The sequence below is a fragment of the Klebsiella sp. YJ genome (genome assembly GCF_002108615.1).
GTDB lineage: Bacteria > Pseudomonadota > Gammaproteobacteria > Enterobacterales > Enterobacteriaceae > Klebsiella > Klebsiella planticola.
This window is the reverse complement of record NZ_MTEG01000033.1, coordinates 29,351-54,965: the sequence shown is the minus strand read 5'-3', so window position 1 is coordinate 54,965 and position 25,615 is coordinate 29,351. Positions and strand designations below refer to the sequence as shown.

At 50.9% G+C, this 25,615-nt stretch carries 30 protein-coding genes; 2 read left to right on the top strand and 28 right to left on the bottom strand.

Annotation, left to right across the window (positions count from 1 at the left end; all coding sequences use genetic code 11):
• Positions 1-1,841 (bottom strand): SGNH/GDSL hydrolase family protein (locus tag BV390_RS31670; RefSeq protein ID WP_227517254.1); only part of this gene is annotated, 1,841 nt, incomplete at its 3' end.
• A 131-nt stretch (positions 1,842-1,972) separates the two neighbouring features.
• On the opposite strand from BV390_RS31670, the gene BV390_RS26240 reads away from it, so the two are divergent.
• Positions 1,973-2,935 (top strand): glycosyltransferase, encoded by a 963-nt coding sequence (locus BV390_RS26240; RefSeq protein ID WP_085397504.1) that lies wholly within the window; start codon positions 1,973-1,975, stop codon positions 2,933-2,935.
• A 17-nt stretch (positions 2,936-2,952) separates the two neighbouring features.
• Here the strand turns inward: BV390_RS26240 and BV390_RS30905 are convergent, their stop codons facing one another.
• From BV390_RS30905 to BV390_RS26130, 23 genes are all read right to left on the bottom strand, one after another.
• Positions 2,953-3,837, bottom strand: a complete 885-nt coding sequence (locus BV390_RS30905; RefSeq protein ID WP_139156015.1) for a glycine-rich domain-containing protein — start codon at positions 3,835-3,837, stop codon at positions 2,953-2,955.
• A 31-nt stretch (positions 3,838-3,868) separates the two neighbouring features.
• Positions 3,869-4,546, bottom strand: a complete 678-nt coding sequence (locus BV390_RS26235) for a YmfQ family protein (protein ID WP_047719060.1) — start codon at positions 4,544-4,546, stop codon at positions 3,869-3,871.
• Complete coding sequence (locus BV390_RS26230; RefSeq protein WP_085397503.1) at positions 4,543-5,691, bottom strand: baseplate J/gp47 family protein; 1,149 nt, start codon at positions 5,689-5,691, stop codon at positions 4,543-4,545. Before BV390_RS26230 ends, BV390_RS26235 begins: the two co-directional genes overlap by 4 nt.
• A complete protein-coding gene (locus BV390_RS26225; RefSeq protein ID WP_048294792.1) occupies positions 5,681-6,130 on the bottom strand; it encodes a phage GP46 family protein in 450 nt (149 codons plus the stop codon). The genes BV390_RS26230 and BV390_RS26225 overlap by 11 nt, the downstream gene beginning before the upstream one ends.
• Positions 6,123-6,710: a phage baseplate assembly protein domain-containing protein gene (locus tag BV390_RS26220; RefSeq protein ID WP_049267394.1), complete on the bottom strand. Its 588-nt coding sequence runs from the start codon at positions 6,708-6,710 to the stop codon at positions 6,123-6,125. The genes BV390_RS26225 and BV390_RS26220 overlap by 8 nt, the downstream gene beginning before the upstream one ends.
• Entirely contained in the window at positions 6,707-7,786 is a 1,080-nt protein-coding gene (locus tag BV390_RS26215) for a phage baseplate assembly protein (RefSeq protein ID WP_085397502.1), read from the bottom strand. Before BV390_RS26215 ends, BV390_RS26220 begins: the two co-directional genes overlap by 4 nt.
• Positions 7,783-9,183 carry a DNA circularization protein gene (locus tag BV390_RS26210; protein WP_085397501.1) on the bottom strand — a complete coding sequence of 467 codons (1,401 nt, stop codon included), beginning with the start codon at positions 9,181-9,183 and terminating at the stop codon, positions 7,783-7,785. The genes BV390_RS26215 and BV390_RS26210 overlap by 4 nt, the downstream gene beginning before the upstream one ends.
• Positions 9,184-9,227: 44 nt before the next feature.
• Positions 9,228-11,102 (bottom strand): hypothetical protein, encoded by a 1,875-nt coding sequence (locus BV390_RS26205; protein WP_085397500.1) that lies wholly within the window; start codon positions 11,100-11,102, stop codon positions 9,228-9,230.
• 141 nt (positions 11,103-11,243) lie between these two features.
• On the bottom strand, positions 11,244-11,522 hold the full coding sequence (locus BV390_RS26200) for a phage tail assembly protein (protein WP_049006256.1): 279 nt from the start codon (positions 11,520-11,522) through the stop codon (positions 11,244-11,246).
• Position 11,523: 1 nt separating this feature from the next.
• Positions 11,524-11,892, bottom strand: coding sequence for a phage tail tube protein (locus BV390_RS26195; RefSeq protein ID WP_049267398.1), 369 nt, complete (start codon positions 11,890-11,892; stop codon positions 11,524-11,526).
• A gap of 3 nt (positions 11,893-11,895) precedes the next feature.
• A complete protein-coding gene (locus tag BV390_RS26190) occupies positions 11,896-13,407 on the bottom strand; it encodes a phage tail sheath subtilisin-like domain-containing protein (protein WP_085397499.1) in 1,512 nt (503 codons plus the stop codon).
• Positions 13,408-13,587, bottom strand: coding sequence for a DUF2635 domain-containing protein (locus tag BV390_RS26185; protein WP_042944991.1), 180 nt, complete (start codon positions 13,585-13,587; stop codon positions 13,408-13,410).
• Positions 13,588-13,590: 3 nt separating this feature from the next.
• Positions 13,591-14,136: an ATP-binding protein gene (locus BV390_RS26180; protein ID WP_085397498.1), complete on the bottom strand. Its 546-nt coding sequence runs from the start codon at positions 14,134-14,136 to the stop codon at positions 13,591-13,593.
• Entirely contained in the window at positions 14,133-14,495 is a 363-nt protein-coding gene (locus BV390_RS26175) for a head-tail joining protein (RefSeq protein WP_085397497.1), read from the bottom strand. Before BV390_RS26175 ends, BV390_RS26180 begins: the two co-directional genes overlap by 4 nt.
• Before the next feature lie 5 nt (positions 14,496-14,500).
• Entirely contained in the window at positions 14,501-14,869 is a 369-nt protein-coding gene (locus BV390_RS26170) for a hypothetical protein (RefSeq protein ID WP_085397496.1), read from the bottom strand.
• A 1-nt stretch (position 14,870) separates the two neighbouring features.
• Positions 14,871-15,920 (bottom strand): major capsid protein, encoded by a 1,050-nt coding sequence (locus BV390_RS26165; protein WP_042944984.1) that lies wholly within the window; start codon positions 15,918-15,920, stop codon positions 14,871-14,873.
• 97 nt (positions 15,921-16,017) lie between these two features.
• A complete protein-coding gene (locus tag BV390_RS26160) occupies positions 16,018-16,422 on the bottom strand; it encodes a head decoration protein (RefSeq protein WP_085397495.1) in 405 nt (134 codons plus the stop codon).
• Complete coding sequence (locus BV390_RS31235) at positions 16,422-17,000, bottom strand: hypothetical protein (RefSeq protein WP_085397494.1); 579 nt, start codon at positions 16,998-17,000, stop codon at positions 16,422-16,424. The genes BV390_RS26160 and BV390_RS31235 overlap by 1 nt, the downstream gene beginning before the upstream one ends.
• Position 17,001: 1 nt before the next feature.
• Positions 17,002-17,871: a S49 family peptidase gene (locus BV390_RS26150; RefSeq protein ID WP_085397493.1), complete on the bottom strand. Its 870-nt coding sequence runs from the start codon at positions 17,869-17,871 to the stop codon at positions 17,002-17,004.
• Positions 17,868-19,505, bottom strand: coding sequence for a phage portal protein (locus tag BV390_RS26145; RefSeq protein WP_085397492.1), 1,638 nt, complete (start codon positions 19,503-19,505; stop codon positions 17,868-17,870). Before BV390_RS26145 ends, BV390_RS26150 begins: the two co-directional genes overlap by 4 nt.
• Entirely contained in the window at positions 19,505-19,768 is a 264-nt protein-coding gene (gene gpW / locus BV390_RS26140; protein WP_032735077.1) for a gpW family head-tail joining protein, read from the bottom strand. The genes BV390_RS26145 and gpW overlap by 1 nt, the downstream gene beginning before the upstream one ends.
• Before the next feature lie 8 nt (positions 19,769-19,776).
• On the bottom strand, positions 19,777-21,900 hold the full coding sequence (locus BV390_RS26135; RefSeq protein ID WP_085397491.1) for a phage terminase large subunit family protein: 2,124 nt from the start codon (positions 21,898-21,900) through the stop codon (positions 19,777-19,779).
• Positions 21,842-22,426, bottom strand: a complete 585-nt coding sequence (locus BV390_RS26130) for a hypothetical protein (RefSeq protein ID WP_085397490.1) — start codon at positions 22,424-22,426, stop codon at positions 21,842-21,844. The genes BV390_RS26135 and BV390_RS26130 overlap by 59 nt, the downstream gene beginning before the upstream one ends.
• 317 nt (positions 22,427-22,743) lie before the next feature.
• Between BV390_RS26130 and BV390_RS26125 the strand changes: the two genes are divergently transcribed.
• Positions 22,744-23,253, top strand: a complete 510-nt coding sequence (locus tag BV390_RS26125; protein WP_225623291.1) for a hypothetical protein — start codon at positions 22,744-22,746, stop codon at positions 23,251-23,253.
• A 32-nt stretch (positions 23,254-23,285) separates the two neighbouring features.
• Here BV390_RS26125 and BV390_RS26120 read toward each other — a convergent pair whose 3' ends face one another.
• The 4 genes from BV390_RS26120 to BV390_RS26105 form a co-directional block, all read right to left on the bottom strand.
• On the bottom strand, positions 23,286-23,924 hold the full coding sequence (locus BV390_RS26120) for a hypothetical protein (protein ID WP_085397506.1): 639 nt from the start codon (positions 23,922-23,924) through the stop codon (positions 23,286-23,288).
• 430 nt (positions 23,925-24,354) lie between these two features.
• A complete protein-coding gene (locus BV390_RS26115; protein WP_085397488.1) occupies positions 24,355-24,705 on the bottom strand; it encodes a hypothetical protein in 351 nt (116 codons plus the stop codon).
• Positions 24,705-25,277: a lysozyme gene (locus tag BV390_RS26110; protein WP_085397487.1), complete on the bottom strand. Its 573-nt coding sequence runs from the start codon at positions 25,275-25,277 to the stop codon at positions 24,705-24,707. Before BV390_RS26110 ends, BV390_RS26115 begins: the two co-directional genes overlap by 1 nt.
• Complete coding sequence (locus tag BV390_RS26105) at positions 25,249-25,518, bottom strand: phage holin (RefSeq protein WP_032688543.1); 270 nt, start codon at positions 25,516-25,518, stop codon at positions 25,249-25,251. Before BV390_RS26105 ends, BV390_RS26110 begins: the two co-directional genes overlap by 29 nt.
• Positions 25,519-25,615 lie beyond the last annotated feature (97 nt).

Below are 25,615 nucleotides of genomic sequence, written 5' to 3'. Positions count from 1 at the left end.
CCAAGCCCGTTCATTTCCGTCCAGGTGTCGAACAGGTCATAAATACTGAAAAACTCACAGTTCAGCGTCTGAGAGAGGTCGTACATTACGTCACGGAAATCAACGAGCGGTGTTACCGCGGTGCCGTTGGTTCTCGGGGGAGCCATGAGGATGAAACCCACGTCAGGCAGCACGGCGCGACAGGCGGCCATATAGGTTTGCAGCGCAGTGCGAAATGTCTGGGTTCCGGTTGAAATGCGGTAGTCGTTGTTACCAATGACGATAGCGATCACGTCAGGCTGAATGGTACTGAGGTATTCCGAGATTTTGTCGGAGAACAGCAGAAACTGGTCCGCCAGAATCCCCGCATTACCGGCCTTGCTCATCACGCATCCTGCAACGCCGCTGCGCCACAGATAAAATCCGTGAATGGCGACACGCCCCGTGTTGCCATCGGTTTTGACATAGATGGTTCTGACCTCGTCAGCCATGCCTGTCAGCAACACCGATTTTGTCGCGCCCGTATTACCGCAGACAACCTCAGTCCACTGTGTGACCCCGCCGACGTCGTAGCCGTACTGGAAGGTGCCATTCAGGTCCTGATAATAAATACGGCAATCAGTACAGCGGACATTAGTCACGTTGAAATAGGCCGTGTTCGTGGTGGTGTTGATGGACTGGCCGTCAATGCCGCAACCATAAAGCGGGGCACCGCTCGTTGGCGAGGCATCATATAAATCCCAGCCGGCTGAGCGAAAGATATTTGAACCATCGCGCGATGCGCCATAGTTCACAGTTCGCCAGCCTAAACCAGCGTCACCATATTCAGCGCTGAGTACGCCTGCAATAGCTGTCGCAAGTTCATTATTCTGGGTCCAACTGTCACCTGTGAGAAGGAAATTAGGCTGCGTAGCCATCCCGGCTTTGAGTTGGGCTTTTTTCGCTTTCCAGCGCCACAGCGTGCGACTGTCAGTATGCAAAGGCATGTTGTAATAGGCGGTATACATGCGGCGCTGGTATGCGCTGGCAAGTGACGCGCTGATGTTTGGGCCGACCCCGCAAGCATCAAACTCTCCATCCTGAAACCAGAACAGTACGTTATCAGCGCCATCAGTCATGCCCGGAACGAATCCCGCCGATACAAGCGGGACCGCTTTATTAAGGGCGGGTGAAATAATGGAATTAATATAGTTCCATATTTTTGTTTTAAAACTTTCGGAAATAATAGATACATCGAATCCACTATCCCACCAAACCGGAACGTTATTATTGGCATCAATAAACAGAGGAAAGAAAGCGTTTGATACATCATCCATCTGAGAATTAAGCGCATCACCCAGCCGAGAATGAACATCGTCATAAATCATCTGATAGAGAGCTAATGAAATTCTGGATACCGCAAACCCATCATCCCACCAGACGGGTACGTTATCTGCGCCATCAGTAAAGAACGGGAAATAATTATCACTGACGTCACCGCTCACAATAAATTTACTGATGAAGTCGAAGACTGCGTTTATAGCCTCCTGTGAGGGCATCTTTCTGCCGGTCGCCTCCAGCGTGCCGCTGTTGTTGATGTACTCGTCTGCCAGCGAACTCCCGTCTGCACTACGTACATAGGTGGTACTGCCATCCGGGATATTAGCAATGTCCGCCTGTGCCGCCGCCAGCGTCATGTACTGCCGGCTGAGAGGGATCAGGTTCTGCCTGGTTTTTTCAACAACCGACTCACCAGCCTGGCTCATGATTTCTGACAGCCCTTTTAAGGTGGGAACCTGATTTCCAAGCCGGTCAACAAAGGTACCTTCTTCACTGAGCATGAAGTCATCATATGCAAGAGCATTATCATTAAGATCCTTCATACTGTTAGAAGGGCGTGAATTTCCGGTATTGTACCGATTAGACATATGGCCTCTCACTCGATATTAATATATAATACTGGCATAATTATCTACAAAACCAGTTTTAATGTTCGCAGGGAAATATAATAAAGATGAAGATTTCAGTAATTATTCCAGCATTCAATGCTGAACTTTATATAGAAGAATGTATTCAATCAGTTCTTGATAATGAGTATCCTGATGTGGAAATCATAATCATAAACGATGGTTCCACAGACCGAACAGGAGATATAATAAACTCCTTCAAAGAACCTTTTATTTATAAAATCCATACTGATAATAAAGGTCAATCAGCAGCCAGAAATACAGGTATCGATAAAGCAACTGGTGATTACATTCTTTTTTTAGATAGTGACGACAAACTAAACAAGGAAGCATTGATTAAATTAAATAAAGTTATCTCAGAGAAGAATATAGATATGGTCTTATTTGAATCTGATGTTTTCTTTGATGATACCTCATTGACAAACAGGTTCAACCCTACCTATGAAAGAGCGCAATCATTATCATATAAAATACTCACCGGCGTTGATTTCTTTAAGACTGCAATGCACGAAAACAACTATATCGTAAGCCCTTGCCTATATATATTCAAAAAAAACCTTACCATAGATACAAGGTTTAAGGAAGGCATTATTCATGAAGACAATATATTTACAACAATGCTACTATTGAATAACAACCCTTCCGTTTACTGCATTAAAGAAAAGTTATATCAAAGACGAGTCCGGCATGGTTCGGTAATGACTCAGAAAAAAGGTGATAAACACCTCAATGGATATTACGCATGTGTTTTTGAGTTAACAAACACCCCCCCTAAAAATCACTCACTAGTTCTTACAGAGTATAAGAAATTCATAACACACATGCTTGACTGTTTTAAATACACAAATCTAGATATCGCCGCTCAGAATAGAGAAGAAATGGAGCAAATGCAAAACCAATATGAAAAGACAATAAATCAATTGAATAGTGAAATTTCAGCCTTAAAACATTCAACTTCATGGAGGATAACTGCTCCGATAAGGAAAATAAAAGATATAGTCAAAAAATAATTTATCAAAGAGTATGTTCACGTATACTCCTTGATTATGACTAGACCGTCAGATGCTGCCCCGCCTGTCTGGCTTCTGGATGTTGCACACGCTCCTGTACCTCCGCATCCATAGCCAGTAGGTTCATACAATGACACATTAGTATCATTGTTTAATAATCCTTGAGGCGAACCATTTGAGAGATAGCTTGCACCGCCATCGCCACCAGCAGCACTTGAAGAAGAAAAAATAGTACCTAACCCTCCCTGTTTCCCATCAACTTTAAAATAAAAGTTCCCTGTATATATATTTGCAATTCTTCTTCTACCACCTAATGTCGAAGGAGTATAATGCGGCCCCTTCATTGTAGTTCCTGTAGCTCCTCCAGAGACTGATAATAGAACGTTACCATTCACTGAGATTGATGTTGCTTCACCATCAGATGGTGAATTTATTGATGCAGTTCCAGCCTTACCTACGGTCACTAACGCTGAGCTAAATACAGGGTCTATTAGTGCGGTACCATAAGCACCACCTTCCCCACCAGCAGCAGCCCCGCCAGGGACCTGATCTCCACTCGCCGTTCCAGTGTCAACACTACCCCCAGCACCTCCCCCACCGACCATTTCAATTATGATTTTTTTGGTTCCTGTTGACGGTGTATATGTTTGCGTGCTTGTAATAACTTTAATGCCAAGCAAACGACCTGGCGAAGTCAGTTTTTTTATTGCCTCAAGCAACTGATGGTTATTAGAAGGATCTAAAACAAGACCGGAACCTTCGACAGTATTAACTAACTCCCGTTGAAATGTATTCAACATTTCAGCATTAATTATTGTAGGTGGTATACCATTAGCGACATTACCATTTGTATATTCACCATTCGCATCTGCGGTATCTGTAGTATTCCCAACTTTTTGCATAATTTCACCTGTTAGCTTAATGATAATAGTATTAATTTATATAACCAGAGGCCGTATCAAATATGGCTGCAAATTCAGGGGTGACCTCGTAAACCCCTTCGTCATTAAATCCAAAATAGATATAGCCAAATTTAACCAGCGTGTAGGAAGGGGCGAGAGCATTTATTCGGCATTCAAGCTGGCGATTACCCCATGATCGTAGCGGATCTCCGCAATAGCTTAGTCCCGCACGTGCATAGGAGATGGTGGTATCTTCAGCCTCCACCAGCCAGACAAATGGCCAGTCATCCCCATTCAGCCCATCACCGCATACCGATAAACCTGCGCGTGCCTGTCGGTATTCCTTAATGGAAATGGTATATCCCATTGCTGCAGCAATACTGATGAAATAGCTCTTGGACTGTCCTCCGGTACTGATAAGTTTAGAGACAATCGCAGATTGACGTTTTGCAATCGTATCCACTTCACCAATTGAACAGTCATCAGGCAGCCCGAGTGTTTTTTCCCACTCAGTGAGCATGATCGTTGCTGTTTTTGGAAAAGCACCACGAAGCAGCCCGAGCCCATCATTATCGCTACGCTGAAAACTGGCAGCGATAGCCCGCAGCACAGCAGCCTGAACTGCTTTGGGATCTCTGGTCCACGCTCTCCCGGTTGGAATAAGTGCCTGGAGTGCTCTCAGATAATCGTCTGTTGTGAAAAGGCTCATGTGTAGTTCACCTCACCACGAACAGCCAGCTCCCCAACTCCCGGCTCAATATTCGCCGATGGGGAGACCAGAATAAAACCAGCTGTCCCAGAGACATCCCCTATCGCACGGCTGAGGTCTGAAAGATAGATTTTTCCTGTTCCGAGAGGATCAGCAGATTCAAACAGAACGCTGTCAATAGCGTCAGCTATAGCAGCAGTTGTAGTGCTACTCGCATCAGAGATACCACTTATCTCAAAATCAATAACCCGCGCAGTAGGCGAACAGATGTAATTCAGGGAAGTCACAGGGGCAAGTGGGTACATATAATCGGCCACCCTTCCCTGATCGCCCGTGGCCTTTACTGCGCCCCATTCTTCCAGTTGTGATACGCCATCCGTGCCAACCGGGAACCCATGGTTTGTCTTGTCGTTGCCATCACACATGATGTAAATCACAACGGTACCGGGACCCATTCCTCTCCGGCGGACCCATGCACGTGTAACACCGGATACTGCCAGAGCCCATGTACGATAATCAGTATCGCTGCCACCCTGCGGAGGATTTTGAAACAACAGAAGACCGCGCTGGCGAAAATCCTCTTCATCTTCAATATCAGCGCCGCCGGTGGCTGGCTGAATGAGCGTGACCGTACTTTCAATGCCAGACACATTCGCATCAAGAGTCAGGATGGTACCGGCATCAGCATTTCCCAGGCTGCCACCTCCAGTGACATCCTCGGCGATATCAGGTAATACGGCGGTAACAGCAACGGTTGCTGTACCAGAGCTGCCGATCGTTACACCAGCATCAGTCGTGTACTGATACCCATCCCCGCGATTAATTACTGCACCCGCATCTAACGTCCTCCCTGATGTGCCTTTGATTTGCGCTTCAGGAGATCGAGCCGCGGTGGCTGCTTTACGGTAGGCCTGTTTAAGCGCCATCCATCCAGCAAGCCATTCATCTGTCGATGTAAAAGGGGTGCATTGTCGGGCAATATAATCCAGATACGCATAATGCAAATGCGCCATGCCAGCGTCCATATCCGCCAGCACCTTCAAATTTCCGAACCGCAGCAGTGCCCCGACCTTCTCCAGTTCCGCCTGCATGAACTGTTGATTTTCCGTTCTCAGCTCACTGAGCGTTTTTCTTTTAAATGGCATTGTTCAGTTGCTCCCATAACCAGAAGAATTTGAATTCTTGCCAGTCGCCGTCCGGGGGAAGATAACGGATGATAAGATTCAGCCTGTTTGGAAAAACGATTTCTGAGGTCGCCTGTATTTCCCTGGCGATTCCGTCACTTTTTATCCATGCCAGTGCTTCTTCAGCATACTGCTCTGCACGCATAGCTACGTCGCGGGTCAATTTTTCTCTCCGCAATAACCACAGACGTGAACCGATTGTTTTCTCGTTGCCCAAATCGCCCCACCATCCGCGGCGATCTGTCCCCTCATATGGGTCATCTGCGCGCGCAAGGCCATCGGTAAAAAGGCTGATCAGCACGGCGGTATGCATATCATTGTCAGAGGTGAGAATGCCGAAATTCTCCTGCCAGTCGGCCTGCATCTCATCAATATTCCAGAAGGATGAAATATCACTCATCAGATACCTTCTCTGTGGTTTTTTCGCTGGTGACTGTGCTTTCTCCTGACTGAACCCCTTTCACTTCATGGTCGTGAATGTTGTAGGCGTCACGCAGTTGTTTTACGGTTTTGGTGTTTGAATTGCAGTTGTCTACAATGTCGCCGGTGCACTTAAACATCGGCGTGTTGGCAAGGATGGAATCAGAGGCATTGATAGTGACGTTAGTGGCATTATTAACCTCTACGTTTTTACCCTTTGCATCAATGAAGACTCCATCTTCCGTCAGCAGGATATTCAGGCCCCACTGGTTATACATCACCGACTCACCTGACTTTAGTCCTGAATGCCGGTATCCCTGATGGTTGGTTGCAATGACCACTGGATTAGAGCGATCGCCACCCAGGAATGCGAGTACAACGTCAGTACCGGCAGGAAGACCAGAGGAAAAGCCAAACTCTGCCAGCCTGTGGGCGCTGGCAACTTCGAGAGGCGTCTGATACTGCACGGACTGTGTTCCGCCATCATCCTTCATCGCAGTAATTCGACCCACACCCAGCATGCTGGCGATACGGTTAGCAAAATGGCGAAACTTGCTCATTGGTTGAATCCTGCAAGTTGTTGGTAGAAAGCGTAAGGCTGAACAGCAAATGCTTCTGGAGGCATTAGCGTTAGCCTGGAATGGGTACCGTCGCTGTCGCGCATAAATGTTACGTCGGCAATCAGCAACTCGGTATTAGGCAGCTTTAGCGTGGGAATATTTACGGGTATCAGCGTATTTGGCTCCCATAGCTTCCCGGCTTTATCCCGCCAGCTATCTATCGTGACGCTTAGTTGCTTTGAGCGGCCATAGCGCCTGTTCATCTCCCAGTCAATCGCGCGCTGTGCCTGCTGAGACGCCATCAGGGTGCTTTCAACGATAACGATACGCTTCCGATAACGCATCTTTGCCGCTTCCGGATCGCGCGCGGTAGCCAGAGTTACTGAGTCATAAGCAGTATCAGGCGAAAACCCAGCTATTGGTGAAATACTCATCGAGATGCCAACATAGTCAGAAAACCTTTCCGACATATCAGCGCGGTAGTACGCCTGCTCTATATTTTCCCCTTCAGCGACACCACTGGCAGCGCGACGGGTTCCCACTCGCGTGAGAAACAGGTTACCGTCCGGAAGGTCATAATAAAGCAGCGCAGACCAGCGAGTTACCCGCTCAATTATTTCCTGCGGAGACTCCCCCCAGTTAATTGTGAACTGAGGTACATTAACCAGATCACTTACATTGCAGGAAACGCTGATGCCATACCATGAGGCCAGACGGGAAGCGATACTCAGCGCATCACTTTGGTTGATGACATTGTTGGGCCACTCTGCAGAGCAGTCCACCAGATCCTGACACTTGCTACGCCCGTTAGCCTGCACTTCATGTCTGGACCGTGTAATTGACGGCTCCCAGCTGTCAACATAGCCCGTCAGAACCAGATCATTACCGATTCGCACTTCGCAGGACTGCCCCTCCTGCACCAGCTGCTTATCATTAGTCCCTGGGTAATAGTCCATTAGCCCAAGACTAAAATCAGACGGGAATCGCTCTATGCTTCTGGTAACACGAACTGAATCCCATCCCTCTATTATTTTATTGCCTACCGTTAACCTAACCGTATCCAGATCGTCACTCATTGCCGTAATACCTTCATCGAAACAGGCATAAATGCCGGATGGGGAACACTGGACTCCTGAATCAGCTCATCTGCTCTGGAAGCATCCTGATACAGACGACTGGCGAGAGTAAGCGCGGGAAGAGGCTGGGATGAATTAAATTGCATTAACTCGCTCAAACCACCAGAAATGGCTGACATAGCCTCAAGAAATGAAGATCTGACCAGCAACAACTCACCGTATAAATCATCATCGGCTCTGTCACCAGCAACCAGAAGCGCGGTATCAAGCTGGTTAGCTACACGCCGGGTTATTTGCTCCGCTTCATCGCGGCTGGTAGGGTTGGAATCTGATGCTGCTGTAGCCATAGCAGCACTGCATAAGACGACAATCAGAGTATTAACGGTCTGTGCAATGTCGGCGCTTGAAGTCGAATTCTGATATTCGGTGCTGGTTGCATTTGCCAGTTTTTCCAGTGCCGTAATACGCTCGTTAACACCACCGGTGCAGTTGAGAATATAATTAATTAAGTAGGCTGTACGCTGGATAAAATCATCAATAGTTGTTGAGTTATTCAGCGTAGTAGCGGCGTCAGTAATTCCCTGCCTGTCCATAATGGCTTGCGCAGAAACCTGATCAGATAATAACTGAAAATCTTCCGTATCATCTGCAGATGTTCCACCCGTCAGCCCAGATAATGAGCCGCCTACAGTACCTTTGCTATATCGACCATATCGCTCATTACCAAATGTTGATTTCAGCACGCTACTGATATTTGTCACTTCATTAATGGTGCTGTTAACCATATTTGACCAAAAGCTTATCGTACTTTTTATTGTTTTGATTGCCTGGCTAACCCCACGCATTTCAGATTTAACACGTGCGATGGTACTAAGAACCGTAGTGCTTACCAGTTTCAGGTAGTTTGTTTTAACCGTTTTTGATGATGCACTACTGCCGGTTATAGAAAATACTTTAATGCCGGACTCAATGAGTGTCAGGGTGAACTCAAATACTCTCCCACTCTTCATATCTCCGGAAAGGCTTAGGCCATTTTCAGGTACAGAAACGGTCATTTCACCAAGCGTGGGATGAATTAGCGTTCCGCTGCCCTTGGTTTCACAAGCGGCGATCAAAGCTATCCGCTGGGATATGGCATCTCCACCACCGTATATGAGGCTATCCTGAACGAGGAATCCTTTGAGGACAAAACGACGGGTACCTCGCCCCATATCCTCTATCCAGGCGGTATCCCTGTAAGGGTATTCATGCACTGCCTGACGGCGTCCGTGACTCCCCTCTTCACTGATGATGGCAAAGGGGACGCCACGGAAGGAGCATGGCCGAAGCTGACTTTGCCAGTCATCAACCGTATCCCCTCCCATCAGGGATGTGATCGCATCCTGAATGATTGCCATCAATCCTCCGGAAATAAAAAACCGCCGTCACAGGCGGTTATATGTTAATAATTCATGGGAGTAGTAATTTTCCCATTATTTTCCACTTTATAGGTTTTCCTCTCTCCTTTATCGTTAATCATGGTTATTTCCAGTTTTAACGGTTGTTCAGCCAGGGCATCAGCAAAGGATCGAGTTATATTTTCGGCAATCACGTTAACATTTCCGTCTCCTTCGCCCGGAGACAGTATGGAAGGTGAGCGTCCTCCACCTCCTGCACCAGAAATGATATCCCGGCGCTGCTGCGTCAACCTTTCCGGGCTTCTCAGCCCAGACCAACGGTCATCCATAATGGCAGACTGAATAGCGTTGCTCAGTTGATCTTCCGTGTAGGGTTGTGAGCCCTGTTCGTGCTGAATCATTGAAGCCATTAATGCCTTGAGGACTTCTGGGTTATGAAGGTCAAGCCGTTGATCGGCTCCATACCCAGTTCTTGAGGTCACATCGTCAATATATGCACGCGTGTTATTTTCAGATCGCGGGGCATACGTATGAATAAATCCTCTTGGTGTATTATTTCCACGGTCACCATAAAGCATTAGCTGACGAGCCATTGCTGCGAGTCCGTCGTTATCACTGGCAAATGTAGAAAACCCCTGATTTCGCCCCGTTGAGTTTGAAGCCTCTCTCAGATTTCCAGGGTTATGGTTTCTAAATCCCAGAGTGTTTTTCCCATCTGGGTTATAAATGACAGGACCTCTTTCAGGTTGAGGTCTTGTAATAGCACTAACATCGTCAAGAAGTTGCTTAGAACGGTCCTGATTGTAAAAATATTGACTATATTTATTCCTTGCTTCATCGGTCATAACGCCAGCAGTCAACTGGTTTTTTTCATTCCCGTTGAGGCTCTTCTGAAATTCAGGGTCTGCCAGGGCCCTGCGCATCAGTTCTGAATCATCACCCTTATTCTGCCCTGCAAATCGACTTAAAGATATATTGTCAAAATTATTTGCCAACATATCTGTAAAGCCATTAACCATATCAGTAAGGCCGTTATTATCGAGCGAGGCATAAACCTTACGTTCAAGCTTTGATTTGAATCCATCCCATGAGGCGCTTGCTTCCTTAACTGCAACATCAAAGTTTTTTAATTGCTGGTTGAGCGCAGGATCTACTGTCAACCCCACCTTATCCGCTTTAGCCAGAAGACCAGCATATTTTGCGCCTTCACGCATGAGTGTCAGCATCTCAGGTGTTAAACCCATCGCATCGGCAAATGACTTTTGTTGATCAGGTCGAAGTTTTGGGAAAATCCTTGCTATGGACTCAAGCGTCCTTAGCGTGTTGACAGAACCATCATTATTTCTTTCAATTTGGGCGCCAATCTGCGCCATTGCAGCCATGACACCAGCATTTTTACCGCTATTTGCTTCGTTGAGAGACTTGAAGATTCCCTCGATAGAAGATGCAGCATTTTCACTGTCAGCCCCTACAAGCTGAAGAGCCCCGGAAAGTCGGGAAAAGTCCTGAACACTCATAGCAGTATTTTGCGCATGTGTGTTCAGGTCATAAGCGCCTCTGGCTGCTTGCCGGTAGCTTTCTGCGAGCTTACCTGTCGCATACGCAGCGCCACCGATAGTACCGATAACTCCACCAGCCAGCCCCAGCCCAGCCAACTTGCCTGCCAGTTCTCCCACTATTTTCATAGGGGGGATCATGTCGCCGATAAACTGAACGTTATCGCGTGCCGTCCGGGCCATAATATCCAGCCTGGAATTATATCCGTTCAGCCCATCAATCGTCTCCTGCCCACCTAACTGCAAGCCCTGTCGGGTCTTCTCCAGTTGGGGTTCAAGGTTGCGAACAGCCTCGTCAATCTGTGCTATTGCTTCGCTGACATGATCACCGGCCACCAGTTCAAAATCAAAAGAGTTACTCATCGCGTGAAGATTTCCTGATTTTGTTAATCCTTGAGGCCTGCGATACCCACCACTTCAGACGGGAGTGGGTCATGCCCCACGCCCTGTCCTCAGTCCAGCGGAAATAAAATGTCACTTCAGCAGCAAGTTCCTGCCATGCTGTCAGGGCTGCCAGGTCAAAAAACTGAGCAGATAAACCTCGCACTTGCGGAAGTCGATAAAATCCATCGGCTGCAACACGCTTTCGCGGGTGTCAGATACCAGAGAAATGAGTAAGCGCATTGCCGCAAGAGAGGTTGAAGAAGACTGCTTTTCGTAAAACTGCTCAGCCTGGCTCAGTGTCGGCGCTTTAAGCTCAAGTTGCTCATAGCGCGTTTTTTGCGCCACATCTTCAAGAGGCGTGGTAAGAACAATGATTTTCGTACGTTCTAATTCAGCCATCTTAGTTCTCCGTGACCTCAACCCCTTCCCAGCGAACATCGAACACTGCATCTTCGCTTTCAACTTCCTGGACGTTTACCGTCCAGAGCCCTCGACCAATGATTGTTTTGCCATTCGCCAGTTCCGCGATGACGTTGACATTGGTCTGTTTGTTAAAGCCCTGCACATTTGTGCCGCCACTATCGCGCAGACGGGCGGAAATGTACGGCGCAACAGGTTTTTCTTTATAACCGTGTACGCCATCCATCCCGGTCAGCGTGGTACGGTTTACCGTTGAGGGCTGGTATTTGAACGAGCCTTCAACCATGACCGACACACCGTTAACGGTGACATAGGCAGTACCGGCAATGCGGTTAGAAGTATCAGCCATGACTTATGCTCCTGTTGATTCAGCCTGCAGGCGGAACTGGTTAAGCAGCGCAAAAATACGCAGCTGATTGATCAGGGTTCCCGGCCACAACACATCGACGCGGTTCGGATTTGATGCGTTTTGTTCAACGATAATATTTTTCGCGAACGCTTCGGCATCCTGTGCATAGCCGTTAAATACCAGCGTCTGGTACTCAGCGATCTGATCGGCCTTGATGATATTAGGTGTGACAATCGGCTGCCCGGGTGCAAACCGGGTTCCATCTGCGGCCAGTTTCATTCGCCCGAATTTACTGGTCACGGCGGTGCGAAGATAACGCGTGACGAACATCAGGCTGAACAACGTTTCTACCTGAAGATAGCTATCGTCTTCGTCGCCGTAGCTGTTTTTCTGATAGGTGGTGATGACGTTTTCAACGTTGACAGTCCCATCGTCAGCGACGGTGTACGTTGAAATGCCGCTGTAGAGCAGGTTGTTACGCTCAGTGAGTTCGAAGCGGTCCTGCAGATCTGGCGCCAGCACGCCATAAACCGGCAGGCTCTGCAGCGGGCGGCCCGGATCATTACGCAGGCTCGGGGCAATGGCGCCGGTCAGCGCGGCAGACCAGATATAACGAGGCGTCGGAGAGCGATAGACGCCCAGCAGCGTTTCATGCTGGTTATTTCTGGCCTCGCCTTTCGTCCCCAGCTCAGCATAGGTTCCCGAGGTCGTGCTGAAGGCATGCCCATACAGTTGTTTATCCCACGCCCAGCGGCCGGAAGCGTCGTTCAGAAACGCCTTCATGGCATCAAGAGAGGCCGTATCGTCGTACGGGTTGATGATGAAATCGAACGTTTTATCCTGCAGATTGCCGAGTGCATCCACAAAATCCGGCGCGCCGGCGCCGCCTGCCATCGAGGTAATGGCCAGGGTGAGACCTGCAGGCGTCGATTCCCCGCCCTGCGTCCCCAGATAGTTGAGGCGAATATCAATCCCGTTCCCTAGTAGCCCCCTGTTTTTTGCCGTGAACTCCACCGTGTCAGTGGCATCCGATTTAACAGCTGCTGTAACCGGGAGGTCATTTTTTCGGGCGATAGCGGCGACCAGTGCCGTAGTGATTTGCGCCGGCGTATCGGTTGCCAGCACGGTGAGCTGCACGCGGGTCCCGGCGAGGTAGAGAGAGATTACGCCCGTCGCAGACGCCTGTGATGCAACCTTGATACTCCCCTTCGCGGCCACCATTGAACTGGAGTCGTCCGCCAGCGGCAGGATCCAGATTTCAGCGGCCGTGTCATTTTTCTGATAGGCGGTCATCATGCCATGCAGTTGTGACCCCTTACCGGTCAACTCTCCCACGCCATTCGGCGAGGAGACTTTGACGGGGATATTGGCCTGCGTCGAACCAGCGTCCAACATCTGGCCAATCAGCAAGGTTCGTTGCGTCGCCGTCGCCGTATTGGCCATAGAGTTGTCGAACTCGACGTAAAACAACGGCGTCCGGAGGTTACCGGGTACGCGTGAAAACGGAACGGTCATTTAAGCGTCCTCTTTTTTAGCGGTGCTCTTCACACCTTTTTCCAGCACCAGGCTGACATCGCCATCCTTCAACCGACGGCGCCAGAACGTATTATCAGGCACCTCTGCGCCATCTGCGGGCAAAGGTTCGCCCCTGACGGGGCAGCGAACGCTGAGCCCGTCTTTTGGTTTTACAAACATGGATCACTCCTGCAGGTTAATACTGACGCCCGGCCGCGGTGTGCCATCCGGCATTTTGACAGCGATATCGATCCCCTCCAGAGATGGCGGGTTGATGGGATAGAAATCTTCCGGCCCCTGATAATGTTCGATATCGATTTCGAACAGCAGCTGGCCCAGATGGGCTTCCCCCTCGCCGTCAACGTTAATCGTCGAACGGATTTCCGCGTACTTCTGGATTTTTCGGGTGAGCTCGTAGCTGTTGATGACCGCCCTTTCCACCTGCTCGCGCAGATCCTCCAGAGCCTCCTCGGCCCGCATGGCGCCGTCATCATCGGTTTCCCCGTCATATTCCTGGACGCGGCCAGTGATGCGAACGGTGGTCACCGTAGTAAACGCCGGCGTATTCCGCCCCTGCGCCTTTTTATGATCAAACGGCGTCTGGACCAGCAGCGCCGGATAGAGCGCTGCCGAAGTTGGCCAGTCCCGCGGCGAATAAACGCGGTCGCCGGCATTAGTGTGACCAACCAACGCCGTCACCACCATTTTGCGAATAGCTGATGCATTCATCGTGCTTTCACCACATTGAGAACAAGGCGGGATCCGCCATGACTGTCAGGCTCGACATTGGACACCACGAATAACTGATTAATGACGTGGCCGCCGACGGTTTTAATAAACACGCGGTCAGACTCCATCGGCTGAGATTTACCCAACTGGCGGAACTCGGCATCACGTACGCCGAGCATCGGACTTGACGTGTTAATCACTGAGTCACCATCGAGGTTTTCAGCAGCCTGGGCATACCCACGGTCAAAAATGCCGTTAATCGTGAAAGGAGGAGTGCCGTCTTTAGGGCGGTACTCGTGTTCATCGCCGAAGACGCCATGTAGCGGACTCAACAGGTGTAAATCCCAGTCCACTCCCATTGCGCTTACTCCGTAGTAATTTTCACGCCACGCGCAGCAGATAACGCACGCTGCCGAAGAACCTGAACATCGGCGATCACACCTGCAGCCAGTAGACGTTCTGCGTCCTTACCGGAGACCGGAATGCGCAAATTTTCGCGGTAAATCTCGCCGTCATGGCGAATGCAGTTCCCCTTCAGAACTACGTATTCAGGGGCAGCGGTTTCATCTTCATCGCTATCCGCATCCTCTACTGAATCACCGTCTGTTTCGTCATGCTGTTGGTTATCCTGAACGATGCCGCCTGCATTCAGATCGTCAACATTCAGGCCTTCTTCGGCGGTGCCTTCCGCATTCAGGTCATCCACCGACCCGGTTTTGGTTGTTTTAGCCATATCAGACCACCGTTGCGCAGAGGGATGCGTTCACCCGGCTCGGAATAACCAGCGGGGAGGATTGCATCAGGATAAGACGTTGTGCCGGATCTTCTTTCACCCAGGACTTGGGCGCATAAGCCAGCGGGCCATAGTTGAACGCCGGGTCCAGAATCACGCCAAAGGCGCGGGTGCCCATCAGGTCCGCGCCGCTCATGATGACAGCGCCATCGGGGATCATCGGTTTCTCGACGTTATCAAGCGGGTCAATAAACCAGTCGTTATACAACCAGAGGTCAAAATTACCCCAGCGCCCTTTGTAGATAGCCCCCTTCATCACCTGCGGGCCCGCATTAATCTGGTTACCAAACGGGCTCAGCGCCGGGAAGGTGATGGCGTTATCCTTAATGGTGGTATCGAGTCGGAATGCACGCCACGACTTATTCGTGAAGACCAGGTCAGTGGCGACAGAACCGGACTCTTTCAGGAAAGTGGTCTGCCAGACTTCGATATCATCAGAAGGTTGGGTATTGGTCGCGCCGGCGGCAACGGTCAGCGGCCATTTGTCCGAACCGCTCAGGGTGATAGTCAGGTCGGAAGCACGACCAAAATCCACCACTTTGGTTTCATAGCCTTCCCCGGTAACCGTGACGGTGCCGGACACCAGCGCGCTGGCTGCCATCCACTCCAGACGACGGTTGATCATGTCGATTTGGTCAGTCATTTCAAACTGCAGATTCAGCATTTCACGTTCGGCGGCGGTGTATTCACCACCAATTCGCTCGCCGATCTGGCGACGAATGGGTTTACGCAGATCAGGGGCGCGCTTGTCTTTGATGTAAGCAGGTTTGAACGTATTGGTCTGGTATTTACGGGACTCGACCAGCTTGCCCTCCACCAGCGGAGAGACAAACGGCGCCATACGACGCAGGCCGACATCAACATCAATCGCCACCTCTTCGGTCTCGTAAGTCACGACATTGGGAAAGAAGCGATCGAGCAACCAGTTCTGACTGGTTTTCAGGTTAGGAACGACCTGTACCAGCACGCTGGTATCAAAAATATTTTCCATATTCAGTCTCTTGATAATGCCAGCTGCACGCTGGCAAAAATTGGAATGAGTCAACCCCTGCCGGTTAAAGCAATAAATCAGGAGTGAGAGGGGTTAATCAGGAAGTGGCTACAGGGGCCTGAGTGCTGTCTTTCAGGAAAATAGCCAGCGGGCGAAGTGCTGTTTTCAGCGCCTGAATCGCCCAGGAGTTATCAAAGATAATGTGGTTCTGGTTGAATTCGCCCATCAGATACAGGCCGCCGTTCTGATCTGCAGTTGACGCATCAACATTATCAACCAGAATCGCCACCGGGGTTTCGCTACCATCGGTTGCCGTCTTCACACTCAGTTTATACTTCCCACTGGCGGTAACCATCCCCAGTACGGTTCCACGTTTATAGGTACCACCGGTAATAATGCCGGTGTCCGTAACAAGCTGAAGCGTCCCGGCGATGAGCTGGTCGGGTAAAAACAACGAACTTTTCATACCCGGTGCGAACTGATTCTGACCAAACTGATCCATTATTTCTCTCCTTTCGTGGAGTTGTAGAGACTGGTCATTTTGCTCACCAGTGCCGATTTACCGCTGGCTTTGTTGTCACCATCTGGCCCCAGGCGAACATCATGGTTTTCCTGCATGCGCTGATCGAGAGAGCGCCCTCGCGTTGCCTTTGGTTGTGAGGCCGGCGCCGTAGAGGCCAGAACGTCGATAGCGGCGGCAGAGCTCATCCCGGTATTGAAGGCGAGCGAAGCGGCCAGTGATGGGTTTGCCGCCGCATGCTTGCTACGAAAGATAGTGGCGCAACGCTTACGCTCAGCAATGCGGGCGCTTTTAGCCGCTTTGCCTTCTTTGCGGTCGTCGTCATCGTCGGAATCATCTTCTTCGGAAGCATCCGGGTCGTCATCATCATCTTCCGCATCGTCGTCGCGTTCGTCTTCTTCGGCGTCGTCGTCACGCTCATCGTCTTCCGTATCATCATCGCGCTCGTCTTCTTCCGCGCGACGGGCTTTCGCCTTTTTGGCTTTTTTATCGTCTTCCTCTTCGGAAGCCGACGCGCCAAATCCAATAAGGTGGGCAAAACTAAACGGTTTCTTTGCCATTTCAGGCTCCTGTTTTTTCAAGTAAATGTCTGAATGCAGCATCCGGAGGACATACCTCGTCAGCCAGTCCAAGCTCCACACCATCAGCAGCCATAAAACAGGCGGCCTGCGTACTTTTAATCACCTTCGCGCTGATCCCGCGATTTCTGGCGACGGTATTCACAAATAATTCCCCCATCGCGTTAATATCCTGCTGGATAGCATTGAACGCTTCTTCAGAGAGTTCACGTAATGGCGAGCCTTCTGCTTTACGACTTCCGAAGGTAATGATCGTCACTTTCAGACCGTCGTCTTTAATTCGCTGCGTCCAGTCCAGATGCATGGTGATGACGCCGACTGAACCCACACCGCCGGTTCTGGGAACGGAAATACGGTCAGCCGCGCTGGCAATCGCATACGCTGCGGAATACGCATTTTCGGTCAGAATGGCATGGATGGGTTTCGTGCCCCGGGCGTTGTAGATTTCATCCACGAGATCAAAGCAGCCAGCAACCTCTCCACCCGGAGAGTCAATATCCAGGCAAATGCCGTTGACTTCCGGGTCAGTCAGTGCGGTCAGAAAGGACTGGCGGATGCCGTCATAACCGGTCATGCCGCTGTAGGGCCTCAGGCATCCCAGCTTTTGAACCAGAGTGCCGCAGACCGGAATAACAGCAATCCCGCCTACGTTGTCGTATCCAGGATCACGCTTTGACTCCCGACTGCGGTTGCCGTCGTAGCCGTACCAGTCATCGTCTTCCATCGCCAGAGAGGATTCGATTCTACTGATGCCAAACCGGTCCATAACCGCGGCCATGATGACCTCGGCTTTATTCGGATGAAGGGCCAGCGGCGTATTAAACAGACGTTGCGCCAGATGAGGTAGATTCACTTTTCCTCCGGATCTTTGATTGTCTCGCTGGCGAACTGATCCGCCTGCGCCCAACTGGGTAATGGAAGGCCACGCTTCAGGCAGGATTCAATCTCCAGCTGACGCTGATCAAGCACCTCCTCCCAGTCCTCACCGACGTTTTCCCCCACTTCAATTTCAAGCGTGGAAAGCCCTGCATCCAGACCCAGAATGGCGCCTTTTTTCTCAGCAACCGGGTCTACCCAGCCCCGTCCCGGCCCCATCCAGCGCGCGCGGGAATAGGCTGCACGGGCCTCGACAAAATCAGGCGCACCTGAAGGCAACGGCAGGTCTTCATTGTCATGAACTTCCTCAACAAACGCCGTCAGAACAGGCTGCGCCGTCCCCATAGAAAAATCATCCCGTCGCCGGGTCAGTGTCTTCCAGGCTTCTAGTAAGGACGAACGAGCGGAGCTGTAGTTAACATCAGACCAGTCCTGCGTAACCTGTTGCGGAGAAAGCCCGGTACCGGATGAGAAGTTACGCAGCACGGCCGATTCGAATACCTCAAAGTTGCTGTATGGCCGGGCGGCGTTAACCGTTGTGATTTTTTCACCAGGGTAAAGAATTGGCATCCGGGCGCCATTTTGCAGAGTCAGCCGGCGGTCATTGTGAAATTCCACACGGCCGTCCTGATAGGCACCCAAACTGGTGTCATCGAAGTTTTCCCCCATCGCAGCCTGAACCATTTCGGAATCGTACGGTGACTCGATATAGGCAGCGAAAATGGCATTCAGAATGGCGGCCTCCAGCTCGCTCTGGTCATATTTCACCAGCATTTTCAGACGCTGAATAACCGGCGTCAGGATGCCATTGCCGCGGTGTTGAGCCCCCCGCTCATGGTCAAAATCATGGACGACATGCGGACGCCCCCAGGAGGTTTCGCGAGGTATACGCCGCCATGTCATCGTTTTTGCGCCGCTCCACCAGTCGCCGATATGCGCCTCCCGAATGTGATAAGCAATCGGCGCGCCGTCATCATCAATCTCCACGCCACCGCGAATATTTGGCATGTCGAAATTCTGCTGTGGGTTACTGAGCCTGTCAGGATCGACGACCTGAACCGTGGTGGCATATCGTCCCCTGCCCCGTCCCAGCCTGTCAGGCCGGTACTGGAGGACCATCAGCGCATCCCCGTCAATGAGTTTGTGGCGAAAAGCCAGGCGTAACATCTGAGGCACGGTTAATTTGCGCTCAACATCGCAGTACCGCCCGGTGTCGTACGCCCAAGTGCGCCAGTGCGCCTCAAGCGCTTTGCCATACTCTTCAGCCCATGTCGAATCAAAGGCTTTATTTCCGGTGACCATACGCAGTACCCGGTAATCGGGTTTCATGATGGGCCGAAAATTGGCGCCGACGGCGTTATCAAGAAGGCGGGTTACCGCGCCGTTCGCCCACCCGTCGTTACGGACCAAATCGCGGGCACGCGAAACAATGCGATCGCGATAGATGTTGATTTCGTTGTCCGGCGACCATAGCGCCGGCTGCCAGTTCGCCAGCTGATCACTAAACGAATCGGCGGCGTCATAAGGTACCCGGCTGCCGCCCGTCAGCATACTGGGTCGCGCTGCGCGATACGGCGTACCATCCGGGCCAAGTATTTGTACTTTATTCATCAGAATCGAAACCTCACTGGCTTCCGTGGTCTCGCTACGATCCCCAGCTGCGCCTGCAGTAACTGGATCAGCGCCAGCAGGTCAGCCAGAGAGCTTTGCTGATAAGACACCGACCGTGTTCCGTCTCCCTGCGAATAGGAAAATGAAACACCGCGACTCCCGGTTGTTAAATCAATGTATGCCTGCTGAGCTTTCTGCAGGGCGTCCCTGAGCTGCTCATCAGTCATCGAGCCAGCCAGCAGACTGGTATTCCGGTTGAACATGGTTTTCCTTATTGCGGCAGGAGTTTAGAAATTTGCTTACGCTTAACGGGCGCAGGCTCTTCAATAACCGCACCGGGTAACTCGTAGCTGATTTTTTCTTCTGGTACGGCAGGTACCGGCAGGAATTTGTCAGGGTTGGCTTCAAGGTTTGCGGCACGAACGTTCAGCTTTAACCCCATATGTTTGAGCCCGCACAGTGCGGCGTAGCTGTAAACCAGGCAGTCTAGTGCTTCGTTAGCTCGCCCCGGGATCTGCTCCCAGACGCTGTAACGTTGACCTGCAGTAACTTTGTAAACCAGGCGTTCAGCAAGCAGCTGATTGAAATAGCCCAGGTCACGGTCATCCGGAAAATGCATATAACCTGCAGCAGGCTTTCCTGGCTCGGGAGGTTCCAGATGTAATCTTCCGCGCACCACATCCTTGGCAGAGTTCACACCAATGATTATCAGACGGAAACTGGCTTTGCTTTTCGACGAAGGGCGCTTTGTCGGCCAGACCGGGTTACGCCTGCCACTCTGGGCGGACTCACCTTTGATCGCCCAGACACGACGACCCAGGCGCTCTTTGGCAAACTCGTAGACTTTCTGGGTGTGGTGCCCACCGGAGTCCATGCATGTCGCCATGATGTTCAGGCCCCGACCGTCACCCCGGCGCCAGATTTGCTTCAGGTACGCGTCTAGACGCTTCCATGGTTCATCCGTTTCCAGATCGCCATAGATAACATCGTGAGAAACCGACCAGGATTCCTCATCACGGCCCCACCCGGTGATGGTGATTTCGAAGCGGTCATCCTGCGTATCAACGCCTGCAGTTAACAACGCCACACCATCGGAAACAGAAGCCGGGAAGACTTCACGACGCGCCAGTAAGATATCAACCGGCAGCTGTTTGCCGTGGTTGGGTCTGTGTGGCAAACCCATCTGGGTATTCCACCAGGCTTGTTCTTTATCCGGATCCCCCTTCGCCTTGAGATATTTTCCCGCGATATCCGACGGTTTATCTTTCTGCCAGGGGCTGAACAGTTTTGAGGCCTGATAACCGGCGTGGTGGTTGTCGACTGCCTCTTTGCCACAATCCGGGCAAATAGCCCGGTAGACTGCATGCCGTGGTGATTCTGACCATTTCCAGACGGCATCCACGCTATTTTCGTCATTCGCCCGCCAGACCTGATCGTACTCAAGCAACGGGGAATGGCGTGAGCCACAGCACTCAAACGGCCGGGTCTGGTGCCAGCGAATGGTTTGTAACGCCCGGAGGCGTTCGCCTTCAGACCATCCTGCGCCGCAGCACTCACAGTGGATCATGGCTGATTTTGTAAGGTGTTTATCACCCTCTTTCGGCCACTGAACGTGTTTGAAAAAATCCAAAAACTGCCGGTGCCCGCAGTGCGGACAAACAACAGAGGCCCGGCGCTGATCAGATTCGGCATAGCTGTCGGCAATCCGGCTTTCGTCCTCAACGGTCGGCGAACAGGCGCGGACAGAAAGCCAGGTCAGGCCAAACGTTGCAGTTCGTTCCTCCGCCAGGGTGATCGGATCCCCCTCGCGGGTAATCGGGTATTTATCCACCTCATCCGCCAGCAGTACGCGGATGGGACGGCGTGCCAGGTTGTCCGGGCTACCGGCGCCAGCCAGCGCCAGAAATCCACCAGTAAACGCCTTATAGAGGATGGTTTCTTTCGAACTTTTCTGTTTTGAGTCGCCGATGATTTTCCGCAGTACCGGCGTCACGCGCACCAGCGGACTGATACGTTCTTTTGAAAACTGCTCTGCCGCCTCTTCTTTCGGCTGCAGGAGCAAAATCGGGCATGGGTCGAGGTGAGCGAAATAGCCGAACAGGTTTTCCAGCAATGCCGTTTTCATCAGCTGGGTGCAGCACATCACTGTAATGACATGCACGCCGGATTCGGTAGCCGCCAGCATCGGGCCACGGGCAATCTCTACGGTCGAGGTCTCCCAGTTCCCGGAGGTGCTGCCCGCTTCTTTAGCCAGCTTTCGGTAATCATCCGCCCATTGCGGGACACTGATACGCGGCGGCGGCATCCACCCCTTTCTGGCACTAAGCTGAAGTCGTTCAGTCTTCTGCCGGGTTAAATTCTGGTTCTCCGAGGACTGAGATATGTTTGTGGACATGTTCAATCAGCACCTCTGTCATCCTGTCCGCTGGCACGCCAAGATCAGCAGCCATCAACGGCGCCACTCTTGATGGCCAGTTGAGCCAGGCATCACGCTGTTGGCGAAAGGCGTTGAAAAGAACCTCCTCGGCTACGGTCATTTCAATGAGCTGACCATCTTTTTGCTGAAACTCTAATTTTGTCAGTAATGCTAAGTAGTTTTCTTTTACACGACGCGCTTCATCCAGTGATAACTCAGCCCCGTTTTCCAGGAGTAATTCCCTGGCAATACTTTCCAGTGACGGATTCCCCTCCTCATCCGCATCTTTATCTTTAGACGGTAGCGGCATGAGATTCTTTTTAATGGGGACGACGGTATTGTCCTTACCCGCCCGGTTAATTGTTTTTCTGTATTTTTCAAGCTGGGCATTCGAGGCGCCAACATCAATGTCATCACCGGACATGATCAGCCATCCCCTGCTTTTCCACATCGTGACCGTTTTACGACTGACGCCGTGGAGCTTTGCAAAATCCGACTGGTTCATTGTTACCTCGGTGTTACCTGCACCTGTTACCCAAATCTGTTACCAATGAAGAAAGGTAACACCGCAGGTAACAGATTTTTTTGAGAAAGTTTTTTATAAACAGTGACAAACCAGAAGATGAAACAAAATGTAACTGTTACCTGTTACCCAAATTTGAAAACCTGTAGCTAGGAAAACACTGCGGCGCGCAATGCCCGTGCCTTACAAAAGTCTCAGGAAGGACCCATTTTTTTGTAGGGTTGTATTTGAAAACATTTTTTTACATAGCATCACAATGAATCACACCCTATCATTGTCACGATTAATGCAAGGGGATAATGATGAAAAAAACTCGTTTGATTAACGCGGCACTGACTGCTGTTTTACTTACTTCTTTTGTTGCACACGCTCAATGGCTCACCAAAGTAGATGACGACCTGTTTACCGGTGGGAAAAAAGCTTTGATGATTGGTGATTTATCATCATCAAACTCTGGTCTGATTTTCGACTGCACCAAAAATAAATTATCTGTTGCATACGTTGAAACTGACAAATCATCTGATTCTGTCCCAACTGTCGCAATGGATTTGATCATCAAAATTGATGGCAACCCAGCCAATAAGCTTGAAGCCTCTCTATCACGCAGAAATGCCCAAGCCGTTGAAGTAGGAGCTGATGACGCAGAGAAAATAACTGCAGTGCTTAAGCAGTTACAAAACGCCAAGTCTAAAATCTTGGTGGGCATACAGACTCAAGACGGCGGCAATCAATCCTCGTTCTCGGGCAATGCATCCGGTTCTACTGCCGCAACAAATAGCTTTATTAAAGCCTGTGAGATATCTCTGTAATTCACCTACCAGCATGGGGCATTACTTGCCCCTTACTTAGCTGTTCTGATGGCCTCAGCAATCGCTTTACTAAGCGCTGCCGGCATTAACGCTTCTGCCATAGCCTTTGAGCGGTCCATGTATCCCAGCACTGGCGTTACTGGCAACGCATCACCAAACCTCACCAGCAGTTTAGGAGAGCGCTGTTTCGGCTTCGGCCTGCGCGTACCGTTCGCTGAACGTTTTGCCCGTTTCTTCTTCGCCTTCTTTGGCTTCCGGCGTTGCCAGACAGCATCGACGCCATTCACCTCACCGACGAACACATTCGGCTTCGCTTTCATCTGCGAAAGCTTATTGCGCGGCATGTTTCCATATTTGTTCAGCTTGATGTTCTTCGGGTTGAGCAGCGCCTGGCTGTTCAGCTTATGCTCGCCGCCAAACTCGAAAGGCTCCAGATATCCGGCGGCAGTATCACGCACATAAATTTTCGCGCGAAGGTTGTTCTTTCTGGCCCCCGATGAGCCCACAGCATTAACCGTGAACGGCGTCGGCGATTCCAGTTTTCGCCCCAGTGCCACTTTTTGCGCTGCGGCGATATCCCTTACTACCGATGTCATAGCTTGCGCGGTGGCGAAAGGGATTTGCTTCTGCAACTGCTTTAGCTGCCGGGATAAATCCTTAAGCGTTGACATGGTTTCCTCCAACATTATCGAGCCACCTCTTGAAGTGGCTCTGTAATGCCCTACTGACGTTTTGTTTCCGCCTGTCTGATATCAGCCTTATCCCGGTTGCACTTCCCCAGCGCCGATAGCAGTCCTACGCCAAAACACAGGTGTACTCCTCCGCAATATGGTCCGGGTTGCGAAATGATTAAACATATTTAGATACACGATGTATTGTTTAGTCATTAGCTGTTCATTCAGCGCCCCGTTTACTTTTGGATATCCTCTTCGGGGTTTTTTATCACGCCGACCTCGCCATGCAGGAACGGCAATGTAGCCCCGCTACTGACTCACTGCACGGTAGTAGGCCTGCCAACGGTATTTATCTAACCGCAGTTGGCGCAGGCATTGAGCGGTTTCGACGTCTGACTGCAGGTCTTCGTCGCTGTCTTTCCCTGCGTCACTTGCTTTGCACGGCGGGTTCATCAAATCCGGGGATGGAGTTGGCAGCGTCGATGGCCCGTTGGCGCAGCTGCACAGCATCATCGTCAAACCTGCACACAGTACGATTCGGAGACTGGACATATTTCACCACGTCGCGGGTTATGGTTTTGTAGATGACCTTGCCCTCTTCTGAGGCGGCAGCGGCCTTTTGCTCTACAGGCTGGATAACCTTTTCGGCTTTCTCTTTTTTCTTCGCTGCCTGAGCGTTGATATGGACAGCGTGAGAGCTCCATCCGGAGCGCCATGAGAAAACACAGCAAAGCAGCAGGATAACCACTGCGCTGATAATGGCTGTTAAGCGGCTCATTAGAACACTCCCGGTGCAGATGGCGGTATGCCGGGATTTAATGGCCCGAAACCATCATCAACTTTCTGTGGTTTTTCACCCCACAAACACACCTCGCGCTCAATCTCGCGACGCGTTACCAAGCCCTTCCACTCTTTACCGCCGGCATACGTCCAGCGACGCAGCTGGTCGCATGCGCCTTTCTGGTCGCCCTGGTTGATTTTGCGCAGCAGCGTTGAGGTCTGGAAGTTGCCAGCGCCGACGTTATACGCGAACGAGTACAGCGCCCCACGCATCGTTTCTGGGATCGGCTGTTTGATGTAGGGGTTAATTTGGCGTGCAACTGTGTTGAGGTCTTTATTGAGAAGCGCTCGGCACTCTGCCTCGGTGTAGGTTTTACCGAGCATGATATCGTTGCCCGTGTGTCCGTGGCATACCGTCAACACACCTACGACATCTTTGTAGGGCTTATACCGCACTCCCTCCAGACCATCGTTACCGGTCGGCCCTGTTATGAGCGCGGAGGCAATAGCAATAGCACCGCCACCAACAGCAGCAATAACGCTATTCCTCAGCTTTGGTAACATAGCCATTCAGCCGATCCTCCCGCTCTTTACGCCGGTAATACCAGTTCACTCCGCAGGTAATAACAGTGCACGCTATACCGACAACGATCGCCCAGTCACTCAGGCTCATACCCGCCACTTTGTCGGCCAAAATCCATACCTCTGTTTTTGCTACATCGGCATAAGCCTTTGCTGAGACACCGCAGCCCGTCAGCGCGGTCCCGGTGCCGTATGAGAGTCTGCTGTAAATGGTGCTCATTTTGGTCATAGCCTCACCTCCGTGGTTACGGATGGCGCTGTGTGTTTGAAAAGGGTCAGGCCCGTCAGGCTGGATTTAACAACGAAGCGTGTCGATGATGATTCCT

Bases quoted from the DNA above. Each gene is read 5' to 3' on its own strand.
- BV390_RS26165 (WP_042944984.1), bottom strand. From the start codon at position 15,920: ATGGAAAATATTTTTGATACCAGCGTGCTGGTACAGGTCGTTCCTAAC.
- BV390_RS26235 (WP_047719060.1), bottom strand. From the start codon at position 4,546: ATGAGCCTTTTCACAACAGACGATTATCTGAGAGCACTCCAGGCACTT.
- BV390_RS30905 (WP_139156015.1), bottom strand. From the start codon at position 3,837: ATGCAAAAAGTTGGGAATACTACAGATACCGCAGATGCGAATGGTGAA.
- BV390_RS26180 (WP_085397498.1), bottom strand. From the start codon at position 14,136: ATGAATGCATCAGCTATTCGCAAAATGGTGGTGACGGCGTTGGTTGGT.
- BV390_RS26215 (WP_085397502.1), bottom strand. From the start codon at position 7,786: ATGAGTGACGATCTGGATACGGTTAGGTTAACGGTAGGCAATAAAATA.
- BV390_RS26190 (WP_085397499.1), bottom strand. From the start codon at position 13,407: ATGACCGTTCCGTTTTCACGCGTACCCGGTAACCTCCGGACGCCGTTG.
- BV390_RS26105 (WP_032688543.1), bottom strand. From the start codon at position 25,518: ATGACCAAAATGAGCACCATTTACAGCAGACTCTCATACGGCACCGGG.
- BV390_RS26240 (WP_085397504.1), top strand. From the start codon at position 1,973: ATGAAGATTTCAGTAATTATTCCAGCATTCAATGCTGAACTTTATATA.
- BV390_RS26175 (WP_085397497.1), bottom strand. From the start codon at position 14,495: ATGGGAGTGGACTGGGATTTACACCTGTTGAGTCCGCTACATGGCGTC.
- BV390_RS26125 (WP_225623291.1), top strand. From the start codon at position 22,744: ATGATGAAAAAAACTCGTTTGATTAACGCGGCACTGACTGCTGTTTTA.
- BV390_RS26110 (WP_085397487.1), bottom strand. From the start codon at position 25,277: ATGGCTATGTTACCAAAGCTGAGGAATAGCGTTATTGCTGCTGTTGGT.
- BV390_RS26145 (WP_085397492.1), bottom strand. From the start codon at position 19,505: ATGAATAAAGTACAAATACTTGGCCCGGATGGTACGCCGTATCGCGCA.
- BV390_RS26135 (WP_085397491.1), bottom strand. From the start codon at position 21,900: ATGTCCACAAACATATCTCAGTCCTCGGAGAACCAGAATTTAACCCGG.
- BV390_RS26130 (WP_085397490.1), bottom strand. From the start codon at position 22,426: ATGAACCAGTCGGATTTTGCAAAGCTCCACGGCGTCAGTCGTAAAACG.
- BV390_RS26205 (WP_085397500.1), bottom strand. From the start codon at position 11,102: ATGAGTAACTCTTTTGATTTTGAACTGGTGGCCGGTGATCATGTCAGC.
- BV390_RS26210 (WP_085397501.1), bottom strand. From the start codon at position 9,183: ATGGCAATCATTCAGGATGCGATCACATCCCTGATGGGAGGGGATACG.
- BV390_RS26170 (WP_085397496.1), bottom strand. From the start codon at position 14,869: ATGGCTAAAACAACCAAAACCGGGTCGGTGGATGACCTGAATGCGGAA.
- BV390_RS26115 (WP_085397488.1), bottom strand. From the start codon at position 24,705: ATGAGCCGCTTAACAGCCATTATCAGCGCAGTGGTTATCCTGCTGCTT.
- BV390_RS26220 (WP_049267394.1), bottom strand. From the start codon at position 6,710: ATGAGCAAGTTTCGCCATTTTGCTAACCGTATCGCCAGCATGCTGGGT.
- BV390_RS26225 (WP_048294792.1), bottom strand. From the start codon at position 6,130: ATGAGTGATATTTCATCCTTCTGGAATATTGATGAGATGCAGGCCGAC.
- BV390_RS26230 (WP_085397503.1), bottom strand. From the start codon at position 5,691: ATGCCATTTAAAAGAAAAACGCTCAGTGAGCTGAGAACGGAAAATCAA.
- BV390_RS26120 (WP_085397506.1), bottom strand. From the start codon at position 23,924: ATGTCAACGCTTAAGGATTTATCCCGGCAGCTAAAGCAGTTGCAGAAG.
- BV390_RS31235 (WP_085397494.1), bottom strand. From the start codon at position 17,000: ATGGCAAAGAAACCGTTTAGTTTTGCCCACCTTATTGGATTTGGCGCG.
- gpW (WP_032735077.1), bottom strand. From the start codon at position 19,768: ATGTTCAACCGGAATACCAGTCTGCTGGCTGGCTCGATGACTGATGAG.
- BV390_RS26160 (WP_085397495.1), bottom strand. From the start codon at position 16,422: ATGGATCAGTTTGGTCAGAATCAGTTCGCACCGGGTATGAAAAGTTCG.
- BV390_RS26185 (WP_042944991.1), bottom strand. From the start codon at position 13,587: ATGTTTGTAAAACCAAAAGACGGGCTCAGCGTTCGCTGCCCCGTCAGG.
- BV390_RS26195 (WP_049267398.1), bottom strand. From the start codon at position 11,892: ATGGCTGATACTTCTAACCGCATTGCCGGTACTGCCTATGTCACCGTT.
- BV390_RS26200 (WP_049006256.1), bottom strand. From the start codon at position 11,522: ATGGCTGAATTAGAACGTACGAAAATCATTGTTCTTACCACGCCTCTT.